Raw genomic sequence first — 12016 nt, 5'->3', positions numbered from 1 at the left:
GCACACGCCCGAACGAGCAGTAGAGGGTTCTGAAAGACACCTCCGGTGAGTACTACCTCGTCCACTCCCGCCAGTTCCCGGCCACGAATTGCCCACTCGAGCACCAGGTGCGCTACGGATTCGTGGAAACGGGCGCCGATCACTTCAGCGGGCAACTTCTCCCGGAGATCGCGGACAACAGCCCGAATGACCGACCGCGGATCTGCTGTCCACGAATCGTCGTCCGACTGCGTCCAATCGAAGGTGTACCGCGAACCGGCGCTGTCGACTCCCCTCGACACCCCCTCCAACTCGATGGCAGCCTGCGCTTCGTAGTCGACCCTCTGACGGACCCCGGTCAGCGAGGAGACTGCGTCGAACAACCGCCCCATGCTCGAGGTGTCCACGCACCCGAAACCGGTTTCCATCTGGTGAAGTAGGACCGACTGCTCTCGGGGCGGACAGGCTGCCACGGGCGCGAGGTCGGATTCCCAGTCCAACCCGGCATGCCACAGGTGGGCGAGCGCCATTCGGTACGGCCGTTCCACTCCGGCATCGCCACCGGGCAGCAGTACGTATCCCAGATGCGCGAGACGGCGATAACCCTTGTACGTCGCCAGCAGTAGTTCCCCTCCCCACACTGCGCCGTCCGCCCCGTAGCCGGTGCCGTCGAACGCTATTCCGAGAACTGGTTCGCTCCCGTCCCGGCCGTTCTCCCCCATCACGGAAGCCACATGTGCGTGGTGATGCCCGACGATGCGCACCGGTCGGTCACCACTACGACTGCGAGCCCACGAGGACGAGCGATACCGAGGATGCTCGTCACAGGCGATCTGGTGCGGCACCACCCCCGTGATCGATTCGAAGTGACTCTCCGACGCAGCAAAACTGTCGATGACAGCGAGGTCGCCCATGTCTCCGATGTGCTGACTCGGCCACACATATCCGTCCTCGGCAAGACAGAAGGTGTTCTTCAGGTCGGCCCCGACCGCCAAGGTAGGCGGTACGTCGAACGGCGCGGTGACGGGCAGCGGAGCATATCCGCGCGAGCGACGAAGCAACTGTCTTCCACTGCCGACTATTCGCATCACCGAGTCGTCACACGGCATCAAGATCGGACGGTTGTGGGTCAATACCCCGTCGGCCAGGTCACCCAATCGTTCGAGATCGTTGTCGGAGTACAGAATCGGCTCACCGCCGATGTTCGCCGATGTCATGACCAACACCGCTGGGCCCGCCTCTTCTCCGGCCAAACCCAGAAGAAGATGCTGAATCGGGTTGTAGGCCAGCATGATTCCGATATCCGGAATGCCGGGGGCAATCAAGGGGGAAAGCGCGTATCCAGACGCTTTGGCAACCAGCACAATCGGGCGCTCGCGCGAGGACATGGCATCAGCCTCGGCATCACCGACCACACCCAACTCTCTGGCTTCTGGCACATCGCGCACCATCACCGCCAACGGCTTGCTTGCTCGATGCTTGCGTTCACGCAACTCGTGAACCGCGCGGTCGTCGCGGGCATCACAAGCCAGGTGAAATCCTCCGATTCCCTTGACAGCAAGAATCTTCCCGTCTCGCAGTAGGGATCGGGCTCGTAGCAGTGCACCCTCACCGGTCACGGCGGGCGCGTCCCCTTCCACGAACGATAGCGTTGGACCGCACTGCGGGCAGGCAATCGGTTGCGCATGAAACCGGCGGTCGGCGGGATCCACGTACTCCGCCGCACAGTTCGCGCACAACGGGAATCGCTTCATCGTCGTAGCGGCCCGGTCGTAGGGCAACGATTCGATGATCGTGAATCGCGGACCGCAGTTGGTGCAGGTGATGAATGGATGACGATATCGCCGATCGCTCGGATCAGTCAGTTCCCGGAGGCAGTCGTCGCAGATCCCGACATCCGCCGGCGCCAAGGTTCGCCCGACCGACCCCGCATCCGTCTCGACTATGCGAAACCCCTCACGACCAACCGGCCGCGAGTCCTCGCGCTCTACCGACTCCACCCGTGCCAGCGGTGGGGGGCGGTTTCGCACCCGAGCGACAAATGCATCGATTGTCTCTCCGTCGCCTTCGACGTCGATCACGACACCGAGAGCAGAATTTCCCACCGAACCCGACAGTCCCAGTTCGGTGGCGGTCGCATGGACGAACGGCCGGAAGCCCACCCCCTGGACTACGCCACGAACGATGACACGGCAGGCGATCTTCATGTCCCGACCTCGCCGTTACCAGTATCGGAGTCGACTACCTCACCGTCGTGGCCACCACGGCCCATCAGTTCGAGGCCGGCCCGAGCATGGCGAGCTCCCTGCTCGTCGACCTTCTCGACTGCAAAGCCCATGTGGATCACCACCCAGTCACCTGCCGTGACGGTGCCTTCGTCGAGCATTCCGATGTTGACCTTGCGTGGTGCCCCCTCCACGTCGACGAGAGCGAGTTGACCTCCGTATCCGTCCAGTAGTTCGCGTACCCGTCCCGGAATCCCCAGACACATGACTCACACCTCCGGCCCCAGTGTGGTGGCATCACAGTCCACGTCGATGGACCGGACGAGTGCCAGCACCGCAGAAGCGGCTTGCCTTACCGAATCACGCATCTCCGCACTCAATCCGATTCCGTCGCCGATCGATTTCGCATGTGCCCCCACCACGAACGTCCGCGGGAGTGTTCCGCCGAGGGCCTGCAGGCTGGCAAACACCGAACTCGGATGCATCGAGTGCGCGTCGAAACCTCCTTGCGGGCCTTCACTTTCGGGGTCCACTTCGATGATCGCGAGCTTGCCCGGGACTCCGGTCGCCGGTAAGGCATCGATCAGGACCAGGGCGTCCCACGACTCCAACAAGTCGTACGCCAGATGCACGCCCCGAATCCCGTAGTCGACCAGGTGAGCTCCCGATGGGAGATTCTCATGCTGCAGCGCCCGAACAACTTCGGGGCCGAATCCGTCGTCTTCGAGAAATATGTTTCCGACACCTGCAATCAGCACGCGCACAGCGCTTTACATCTTTCGCATTCGCAGATAGCGCTGGATGTCCGGCATCGACACCACCAGGACGATCGCGGCTGCGATCGCGGCTGCGCCGAGAAGTGCCGTCGACAGCAATCCCATGCTCCTCATGGCGAGTTCTCCTCTCGATAGCTGTGAAGTTCGATAGCTGTGAGTACGTCACGCGCTGTCGCGCGGCATCGGCTCTATCTCGTCCGGCGCGAAGTACAGGTAGCGGCCGTACCAGTTGTGCAGATCGGCGGCCGGATCGTCCAACAGTGTCACCCCAACATGAATGTCGCCGTCCACGTCTTCATGAATGGTGGCGACGTGGGCGATCCGGCCGTCGAAGAACAGGTCCTGAGCATCAGCGCGGCGTGAGGGGTGGAGCCGAACCGTACTTCCACCAGAGACACGGACGCCGTTGATCAGAACTGCGTCGGTGCGTGGTTGGACACTGGTGTCGGCTTCCGGGGTCCACCAGTCCACACCGTCAGGCACCTCGGGTATCAGATCAGAACCGGCGTGCGGATTTCGCAGCACACCGTGCAGGCCGGCTAGATCGTCGTCCGTCAATCGCTCACATCGGTCGATGATGTCGGCAGCTCTGGAGTCGGTAGCTCGCGCCCGCGCCTTTTCCTCGTCGGTCATGGCAAGGATTCTCAGGGTGAGAATTTCGTCGATCTCGGTCGAGTCGAAGAGAGATCCCTCGCTCTGCGGCGCAATCTCGGGAAAGTCGTACAGGATGATCGGTGACACCAGAACGGTGGGAGATGTGCCAGGGTGAGTGGGGTCCTCGGTCCCCGCAAGCACCGGATAACAGCGATTTTGCCGCAACTGCTCCGAGTGATCTGCTTCTTCGAACAACGACAGGAACCTCGAGCCTGTGCAGTTCACAATGACGTGAGTCCCCAGCATCGATTGCGCGGTGGCCGTGCCCTTGTCCCGTGCGTCGACGCTCGTGGCGTTCATGATCGTCACGGAAATCACCGTGCGTCCGTCCCCGGCGGAGGCGCTCACTGCCAACAGGCCATTCACCGGAAGCCGTGTCCGAACGATCCGTCCGACCACCCTGCCCCGAGAGTCCGACAAAGTCTCTCCTTCGACAACTCCGGCCGCACAGAAGGTTTCTTCGACGCCGGCCTCGAGTTCGTCCAGACCCCACGGACCCAACACGATCTCGGACTCGGTGGCTTCGTCCCACGAGATCGACTCCCGCTCGCCGACTACCAACCGATCGACCGGGATCCACGCCCCGCCGGCGCCGAGTCGTTCAACCGTCCGCGACTGGTGGTGCAGAAATCTCACAGTCGCAGAAACTTCGACGCCGTTCCGCTCGAATTCGCCGAGCAGACATTGCGCGGACATCGACGGTTCCTCGCCGACTCCGACCTCGGCGGCGCCGGGCGGTCCGAGAACCCCGAACTGCCAACGGGATTGATTCTTCGGCGAGCCGGCCCGGTAGGGATAGAGAAGATATCCCTCGTACAGGACGGCGTCGGCCACGGCCCGAACGTCGTGATCCATCCCCGTTCGAGTCATCGCGGCACCTGGCTCGCCGTCAGCAACTGCCGCACGGCTGAATCGAGGTCCGTGAGGCCGTGCGCTGCCTTGAACCGCACGAGATCGGCAATCGTCTCATGGTCGAGGCGTACCCAACCAGACGCCGGATAATGCGCAGCCATCAGCTGTTTCCACACGTCGACCGGCAATTCGTAGGCAGCAGATCTGTCCCACGGGATCTGCTGCACGGAGAACCCACGCGGTCCGTCGGTGAATACCGTGCCGCTCAGTAGAACCACGATCGGAATCGTTCCGTCTCCGAGTGCGTGCATGTACTTCGACGCCGTCACCGAGAAGTCGTACGTACACGCCATGGGCAAGGCCGCGACCGTTGTTCCGGTGAATCCTTGAACGACCGTGGAACATTCCATCCACAGGAAGGTGCGCAGCGTACTCGACCAACGCTCCCGCGGACCGAAGAGATCGCGCAGACCTTCGCCTTCGGCGTCGGAGTACGGTCGGCGGTGTGGTTCGATTCGTACCTGCGCGCGCAGAGCCACCGCACGGACGGTCGTGCCGGTGGATTCCGACATTCTCAATCTCACCGTCAGATTCGGCGTAACCGCGTACGGTTCCACCTCCATGTTGTCGATCGAGAAGTCGAGAACAGTCATGCCGACCTGCTTCGCGCCTCGACGCGCCCGAAGAACTCGTCCACTGCGCGTGCGGCATCCTGGCCACCGTCGAATCCGCGCCACACGGTGCGCAATCGTCCCACCAGTTCGTAACAGGCGTCGATGGGAACAACGAAGCATCTCGGCGATTGTCCTGACGTGGGCACCGACACGATCAACGCCTCGACGTCGGCCCGCATCTGCGCGAGCCCCGGATTCTCCTCGAGCACAGTCTCGAACGAGTCGATGGGCAACTCGGATTCGGTAGCTCCGGCCGGTCCCGGATAGAAGACTATGTACTTGTCGAGGAGTGAGTTGCGGAAGAAGAATGCCAGGCCGACGGGGATTTCCAGAGACTCCCACCGGCCAGGGCCGAGGTCGAAGTCCGGAAACTCGAGGTACCGATCGGGAACCGCTTTGTATCGAAGGTCCGCGTCGACCGGTGCAAAGAGTAGATAGCACGGTCGGCACACGCACATCAGGCTCCGGACCTGTACGTCCACGACGTGCTGGTGTTCGTCGCCTATGCCCGCCGCACACATCTCACACCTCGGTCCGGTCGGAACGACACGCGACGAGGCGATTCGTGTGAGCACCTCTCCCACAGTGACTTTCATGACGGGGCTGCGTTCACGGCTAGGTCACCGGTATCACAGACTCGTCAGCAAGCGCGACCGAGAGCACTCCGTCGCGAATCAGCACCGGCACAGGCGCCAGGTGCTCGGAGCCGGTGCCCACCCGCGCTCCCGCCCCGTACACACTGAAGTGGGCAGAGCACGTCGGACAGGTGAGGACAGCGGCGTCTCGGGCAGGACGGCCCATCATGCATTCGAGCACAGCCCCCGCCATCGAGTGCTCACACACCGGGCAATGGTCGCGATACGCGTACAGATCGTCACCGGAGCGGCAGACCAACAGATCGGTGCCCGACACGCGGAAGCCCGCGACCTCTCCCACCTCGACTTCGGCGAATTCGGGGACCTCCACCCAGTGCGTACCTCCCCCGTCGGCGTGAACGTGCGAGAACAGGGACTCGACCGAAATCACACCCGACTTCAGCTCGTGCGAATCCGGTGTTTCGACGTCGATTCCGGTGGTCTCGGGTGCCGCCGCCTGCACCGCGTCCTGGACCGCGGTTTCGAGGGTCACCGAGGACGAAGGGCAACTGTTACAGCTTCCGAGAAGCCGTAGTCGCACCACGCCGTCCGCCACCTCGATCAGTTCGACGTCGCCTCCGTGCGAACCGAGGTACGGACGCACGCTGTCGAGCGCAGTGCGGACGCGGGTCTCCACGTCGTGCGGGTGAAGTCCGTGCACCAGTAGCAGGCTGGACACCAGATCGTCGCGAACCATCGCATCCATCGTGGCCGGATCTGCCAGAGCGACGGTGCGTTCGAGTGCTGCGCCGTACAACTGCACGACCTCACGCACCAGTTGCTCGGCGCGATCTCTCGCCACCGGGCCTGCGCCGGCGTTGGCCTGCAACAACGTCTCGATGCGCTCACCTGCTCCGCGCCAGTAGTCGGCCGATTGCTCCATCGATCACTCCCCGGTCACGGACTGCGTCGGAGAGTGCAACTTCTCCAGGGTCTTGCCACCGCCGAGATACATGTGAACACCACACGGCAGGCAGGGATCGAAACTACGCACGGTCCGCATGATGTCGATGCCCTTGAAGTGGTCTCGATCGTTCTCCTCGAAGATCGGCTGACCCTGCACGGCATCCTCGTACGGACCGGGGGTTCCGTAGCTGTCGCGCGGGCTCGCATTCCACGGTGTCGGTGGGTACGGGTGATAGTTCGCGATTTTTCCGTCACGAATCACCATGTGGTGTGAGAGAACTCCGCGGACGGCTTCGGTGAATCCGCAACCGATACCCTCGTCCGGGACCTCGAACGACTCCCACGTCTTGGTCCGGCCGGCCCGGATCTCGACAAGCGCCTTCTCGGCGAAATGAAGGGCAGCCGCGGCTGCGTATGCCTGGAAATACGTTCGCGCGCGGTTTCTTTCGAGGGTATTGCTGCCATGTTCGGGAATCTTCCACTCGAGCGAGACAGGACCCTTCAGTGCTGTTTTCGGAAGATTGATCTTCACACTGTGTCCGGTCGACTCCAGGTATCCGATGTCGACCAGGCCGGCCAGAGCGGTGCTCCACAGACGAGCCAATGCTCCCCCGCCCGTGTCCAGAGCAAGGTTGTCTTTTCCGTCGAACCATCGCGGTGACATGACCCAGCTGTACTTGTCCTCGAGGTTCCGCTTCTGCGGGTGGGGGTTGGTGTGCTGATTCCACGGGTGCCTGCGATCGACCGGGTTACCCAGCGGATCGGTTTTGACGAACATCTCCTGATCACTCCAGTCCTCGTAATACGAGGAGCCCAGCATGATTCGGATACCGAGGTTGATGTCCACCAGATCCGTGGTGACCAACTTTCCGTCGACAACCACACCGGGAGTGACAAACATCTTCCGGCCCCAGTCGGTCATGTCCTTGTAGGAGAAATTGCAGTACTCGGGGTCTTGGAACGATCCCCAACAACCCAGCAGGGTCCGCCGCAGGCCAACCTTTTCGTAACCAGGCATCGCCTGGTAGAAGAAGTCGAACAGGTCGTCGTGCATCGGCACGACCTTCTTCATGAATTCGACGTACCGCATCAGCCGCGACATGTAGTCCGTCATCAGTTCGATCGTCGCGACGGTGCCGACGCCGCCGGGATAGAGCGTCGACGGGTGAACGTGCCTGCCCTCCATCAAGCAGAACATTTCGCGAGTCGAACGCGAGACTTGCAACGCTTCGCGATAGAACTCACCCGTGAACGGATTGAGAGTCCGCATGATGTCCGCGATCGTGCGATACCCGTGCTGCTCCTCGTGCGGGCAGCGCGTGTTCTCTGCCTGCGCCAGCACACCGGGATTCGTCTCGGAGACCATCTTCTCGCAGTAGTCGACGGCGACAAGATTCTCTTGAAAGATGTTGTGGTCGAACATGTACTCGGCGGCCTCGCCGAGATTGACGATCCACTCGCCCAGATGCGGCGGCTTGACGCCGTACGCCATGTTCTGTGCGTAGCACGAGCATGTGGCGTGATTGTCACCGCAGATGCCGCAGATACGACTGGTGATGAAATGCGCGTCGCGCGGGTCCTTCCCCTTCATGAACAGGGAATACCCGCGAAAGATCGACGACGTGCTGTGGCACTCCACCACTTCGCGATTGGCGAAGTCGATCTTGGTGTAGATGCCCAGACTGCCGACGATTCGGGTGATGGGGTCCCACGCCATCTCGACAAGACCGTCGCGGTCTGCAGTCGAGGTGGGTTCGGGAACGATGGCCGTCATTGCAGTGCCTCCCAGAGACGTTGCTCACGAACTGATTTGAATGTATCCGGTCGGTCACCACGTACGCGTCGCACCAGTGAGTAATTTCGACCCGCGCTCGCGCCAGTGCGGTTCCTTGTCCAACGTGTTTCCGGTGATCCGGCGCAGACTGTGAATCACGGACCCGTACATTCCCACCGCATTGGTGGAGAGTTTGCCGCCAGGTGGTTCATCCATGAACGGCATGAACTTGTCGGGGAATCCCGGCATCGTGCATCCGATACAGATCCCGCCGACGTTGGGACACCCGCCGACTCCGTTGATCCAACCGCGTTTGGGGACATTGCATTTCACGACCGGTCCCCAACATCCGAGTTTGACGATACACTTCGGCGACCCGTACTCCGTCGCGAACTCGCCCTGTTCGTAGTATCCGCCACGGTCACAGCCCTCGTGAACGGTGGCACCGAAAAGCCACTGCGGGCGCAGGGATTCGTCCAATGGAATCATCGGCGCCTGGTCAGTGGCCATGTACAGAAGGTAGGTCAAGGTCTCGGAGAGGTTGTCCGGCTGAATGGGACACCCGGGAACGCAGACGATCGGGATGCCCGCCTTCGATTTCCAGGTCCACCCGAGATAGTCCGGCACGCCCATCGCACCGGTCGGATTGCCGGCCATCGCATGTATGCCGCCGTAGGTCGCACACGTACCGACCGCAACTACCGCAGTGGCTTTCGGTGCCAGCTTGTCGAGCCATTCGCTCGTGGTGACCGGTTGGCCGGTTTCGCGATTGTTCCCGAAGCCGCACCAATACCCCTCGTCGTGAAGTTTCTCGTTCGGTATCGATCCTTCGACAACAAGAACAAAGGGTTCCAGTTCTCCGCGGTCGGCTTTCCAAAACCACTCCAGGAAATCGTCAGCGCCACCCTGCGGTCCGCATTCGAAGTCGATGAGCGGCCAATGAACCGCTACCTGCGGCAGGCCGGGCAAGGCGCCGAGCGCGATCTCCTCGATACTGGGTTGCGTGGCTGCAGTGAGCGCCACCGAATCTCCGTCGCAACTGAGACCGGCATTGATCCACAGCACGTGGATCAGAGTTTCTTCCGCTTTGGCCGCTGCGCTTGCGGGGGTAGCTGCGCTTTCGGAGGCAGGTTCCGCCGTGGTGCCAGCAGTCGATTTTTGTGTGTCCATGTCAGCCGCTTTCACGGGTGCACTTGCGCCTTGACTCTCAGCGCCGCGACTGGCCTGACACGCTATGGCCTCAAGACTCTGTGGCCCCGAATTGCCGCGGCACCGAAACGCTGACGCCACCGGAGTCGAACCTCGGCCCACTTGCGTGGCACCCACTCATTTCATTAACTACCCGAGCAGATCAGTTGTCAACGGCCACCGGAGAAATCGCCGAACGACTACCGATCCACTCATACCACTCGTCCATGCCCTCACCTGTCGTGGCAGACAAAACAACAACGCGCACAGCAGGATTGAGTATTCTCGCCTGCTCGACGCAGGCATCGACGTCGAACTCGACGTATGGGAGCAAGTCGATCTTGTTGATCACCACGAGGTCCGCGACAGCGAAGATGTGTGGGTACTTTTTCGGCTTGTCTGCCCCCTCCGGCGTCGAAATTAGGACAACCTTGCCTTCCTCGCCGAGGTCGAAGAGCGCGGGGCACACCAGGTTTCCGACGTTTTCGATCAGAAGCAGCGATTCTTCAGCGGGATCCAAGGCGCGCAGTGCGCGGTCGATCATCGCGGCATCGAGGTGACATCCGGCCCCGGTATTCACCTGCACCACCGACGCGCCGGTCTCTCGGATCCGCTCGGCGTCGAGCCGGGTTTCCTGGTCACCTTCGATCACGGCTATCGGTCGCTGACATCCGAGCTCCCGGATAGTTCGCGCCAGCAATGTCGTCTTCCCCGCGCCGGGGGAACTCATGATGTTGATCGCCGTGATTCTGCGGCTCCGCATCCACTGACGATTGTGAACCGCAATGCCGTCGTTCTTGGCGAGCACCTGCTGCTCGAGAATCACGGTGTGGTCGGGGTGGCCGTGCTCATGGTCATGCTCGTGACCGTGCCCATGACCGTGCCCATGATCGTCGTGTTCCTGCTCCTGTTCTCCGTCTGCGACTACCGACACCCGAGGTCCTGTGGTGTCCCCGCACCCACACGTCGCGCACATGCTCAGCTCACTTCCATCGACAGGATCCGTAACTCTCGGCCGGCAAGCACCTCGACATCAGCACTGCCGCATTCACACAGCAAGAACATGTCGGGCGGCGAGAACATCACGCCGCAGCTTTTGCATCGCGCGCTGGTTGCAATCTCATCGATGTGCAAGCTGGCACCTTCGGCGTGAGTACCCGCGGTGACGACGTCGAAGCAGAACAGCAGAGAGTGTGGAACCACCGCGCAGAGTTGCCCTACTTCAAGCCGCACGCTCGATACTCGTCGCTCGCCGGCACGCTCACACACGGCTTCGACCACACTCTGCGCAATGGACAGCTCGTGCACGGTGAAACCCACGATTCGTGATCCGGAAACCTCCCTTCCACGATAAGCACCAACGGTCTCTGTGCGTAACCCGTACACGAAAACAGGCTGCGATCCGCAACTATTGCGGATCGCAGCCTGTGACAGCGTTTTTGACGAACGGAAACCTCTAGCCGGCTGCAGCTTGTGTCGTCGTTGTCGTCGATGTTGTCGTCGCCGTGGTCGCGGCGGGCGGTGCACTCGACTGGACCAAAGTCGACGGCGCCACGGTCGACGTCACACTCGGCGTCGCGGCCGGCGCAACCGATGACGTCGTCGGCACCGCGGGTGCCGGTGCTGCAGATCCCGAACCTGCGGGTGCGGGTTGTGCAGCTGCGCCCGTGGTTGTGGTGGGCTTGGCCGAGTCGGTAACCGAAGGCGAAGCAGCCAAGGCATCGATGGCATCCGCCATCTCTTCTGCGGTCGGCTTCGCCGACGAATCGACCGGCTTGCCGTCTTGCGCCTGTTTGGCCAGATAAGTCAGCCACGCCGCTGCATACTCCGCTGACGTCAGGGGCTTGCCGTTTGCAGCATCCGAATCACGCCAGTAGTCGAAGTGGTGACCGACGTCCGGGCCCAAAGTGAGGCCGTACGGATCGTTCATGACGACGGGGATCGTGTTCTGGTTCGTGGCGATGAGGCCGACGATTTCCTTGAACAGTTTCTGCGGCAGGTACGCCAACGGCGACACTTCCTCCGTGGAAACCGAGTCCTTTGCGACTGGCTTGGTGGTGGCCTCGCTCGGCTTGTACGCCGGGTCGGACACCTTCAGCAAGACATCGAGGAAGGTTTCGTCGCTCTGCATCCAGGTGGGATTGCTCGAGATGTCGTTGAACGCGTCGAACATCACGCGTCCCATCACGACCGCGATATCCATGCCGGTGGCGGGCGTCAGATTCTGCGCTTGCAACTGGTCGACGTTGAGCTGCCGACCGACGTTTGCCGCCAGGATCAGGAGTGAAATGTTCTCGGGGGCTGCGCAGGTGAGGTCGCCGTCAGAGCAGAACGACGCAATCTTGCCTTTCAG

Annotated in this window: 12 protein-coding genes and 1 pseudogene; all 13 read right to left on the bottom strand. The window is 61.8% G+C overall.

Features of this window, described 5'->3' with window-relative positions; all coding sequences use genetic code 11:
* The coding region (gene hypF, locus A2J01_RS11755) for a carbamoyltransferase HypF (RefSeq protein ID WP_064112749.1) at window positions 1–2186 on the bottom strand (2186 nt) is incomplete at its 3' end.
* Window positions 2183–2470 carry a HypC/HybG/HupF family hydrogenase formation chaperone gene (locus A2J01_RS11750; RefSeq protein WP_007735086.1) on the bottom strand — a complete coding sequence of 96 codons (288 nt, stop codon included), beginning with the start codon at window positions 2468–2470 and terminating at the stop codon, window positions 2183–2185. The genes hypF and A2J01_RS11750, both read right to left, overlap by 4 nt.
* 3 nt (window positions 2471–2473) lie before the next feature.
* A complete protein-coding gene (locus A2J01_RS11745) occupies window positions 2474–2968 on the bottom strand; it encodes a hydrogenase maturation protease (protein ID WP_047271381.1) in 495 nt (164 codons plus the stop codon).
* 6 nt (window positions 2969–2974) lie between these two features.
* Window positions 2975–3094 carry a DUF6893 family small protein gene (locus A2J01_RS37440; protein WP_442971560.1) on the bottom strand — a complete coding sequence of 40 codons (120 nt, stop codon included), beginning with the start codon at window positions 3092–3094 and terminating at the stop codon, window positions 2975–2977.
* 48 nt (window positions 3095–3142) lie between these two features.
* Window positions 3143–4504: a hypothetical protein gene (locus A2J01_RS11740; RefSeq protein ID WP_064112748.1), complete on the bottom strand. Its 1362-nt coding sequence runs from the start codon at window positions 4502–4504 to the stop codon at window positions 3143–3145.
* Window positions 4501–5139: a DUF6084 family protein gene (locus A2J01_RS11735; RefSeq protein WP_007735081.1), complete on the bottom strand. Its 639-nt coding sequence runs from the start codon at window positions 5137–5139 to the stop codon at window positions 4501–4503. Before A2J01_RS11735 ends, A2J01_RS11740 begins: the two co-directional genes overlap by 4 nt.
* Entirely contained in the window at window positions 5136–5756 is a 621-nt protein-coding gene (locus tag A2J01_RS11730) for a DUF5947 family protein (RefSeq protein ID WP_042922570.1), read from the bottom strand. Before A2J01_RS11730 ends, A2J01_RS11735 begins: the two co-directional genes overlap by 4 nt.
* A 19-nt stretch (window positions 5757–5775) precedes the next feature.
* Entirely contained in the window at window positions 5776–6678 is a 903-nt protein-coding gene (locus tag A2J01_RS11725; RefSeq protein ID WP_064112747.1) for a NifU family protein, read from the bottom strand.
* Between the two features lie 3 nt (window positions 6679–6681).
* A complete protein-coding gene (locus A2J01_RS11720; protein ID WP_007735075.1) occupies window positions 6682–8475 on the bottom strand; it encodes a nickel-dependent hydrogenase large subunit in 1794 nt (597 codons plus the stop codon).
* A gap of 54 nt (window positions 8476–8529) precedes the next feature.
* On the bottom strand, window positions 8530–9645 hold the full coding sequence (locus A2J01_RS11715) for a hydrogenase expression protein HypE (RefSeq protein WP_042922651.1): 1116 nt from the start codon (window positions 9643–9645) through the stop codon (window positions 8530–8532).
* A gap of 181 nt (window positions 9646–9826) precedes the next feature.
* Window positions 9827–10639 (bottom strand): hydrogenase nickel incorporation protein HypB, encoded by an 813-nt coding sequence (gene hypB, locus A2J01_RS11710; protein ID WP_064112746.1) that lies wholly within the window; start codon window positions 10637–10639, stop codon window positions 9827–9829.
* A gap of 2 nt (window positions 10640–10641) precedes the next feature.
* A complete protein-coding gene (gene hypA / locus A2J01_RS11705; RefSeq protein WP_073512368.1) occupies window positions 10642–10971 on the bottom strand; it encodes a hydrogenase maturation nickel metallochaperone HypA in 330 nt (109 codons plus the stop codon).
* Window positions 10972–11119: 148 nt separating this feature from the next.
* A pseudogene (locus A2J01_RS36355) lies at window positions 11120–12016 on the bottom strand (cutinase family protein); the annotation flags it as partial.

The organism is Rhodococcus sp. EPR-134, assembly GCF_001647205.1.
In the GTDB taxonomy this organism is placed as follows: domain Bacteria; phylum Actinomycetota; class Actinomycetes; order Mycobacteriales; family Mycobacteriaceae; genus Rhodococcus_F; species Rhodococcus_F qingshengii.
This window is presented reverse-complemented; position numbering and strand designations above follow the sequence as displayed.

Excerpts from the sequence above, each read along its gene's own strand:
- A2J01_RS11725 (WP_064112747.1), bottom strand. The coding sequence starts at position 6,678 with ATGGAGCAATCGGCCGACTACTGGCGCGGAGCAGGTGAGCGCATCGAG.
- A2J01_RS11730 (WP_042922570.1), bottom strand. The coding sequence starts at position 5,756 with ATGAAAGTCACTGTGGGAGAGGTGCTCACACGAATCGCCTCGTCGCGT.
- A2J01_RS11715 (WP_042922651.1), bottom strand. The coding sequence starts at position 9,645 with ATGGACACACAAAAATCGACTGCTGGCACCACGGCGGAACCTGCCTCC.
- A2J01_RS11735 (WP_007735081.1), bottom strand. The coding sequence starts at position 5,139 with ATGACTGTTCTCGACTTCTCGATCGACAACATGGAGGTGGAACCGTAC.
- A2J01_RS11740 (WP_064112748.1), bottom strand. The coding sequence starts at position 4,504 with ATGACTCGAACGGGGATGGATCACGACGTTCGGGCCGTGGCCGACGCC.
- A2J01_RS11750 (WP_007735086.1), bottom strand. The coding sequence starts at position 2,470 with ATGTGTCTGGGGATTCCGGGACGGGTACGCGAACTACTGGACGGATAC.
- A2J01_RS37440 (WP_442971560.1), bottom strand. The coding sequence starts at position 3,094 with ATGAGGAGCATGGGATTGCTGTCGACGGCACTTCTCGGCGCAGCCGCG.
- A2J01_RS11720 (WP_007735075.1), bottom strand. The coding sequence starts at position 8,475 with ATGACGGCCATCGTTCCCGAACCCACCTCGACTGCAGACCGCGACGGT.
- hypB (WP_064112746.1), bottom strand. The coding sequence starts at position 10,639 with ATGTGCGCGACGTGTGGGTGCGGGGACACCACAGGACCTCGGGTGTCG.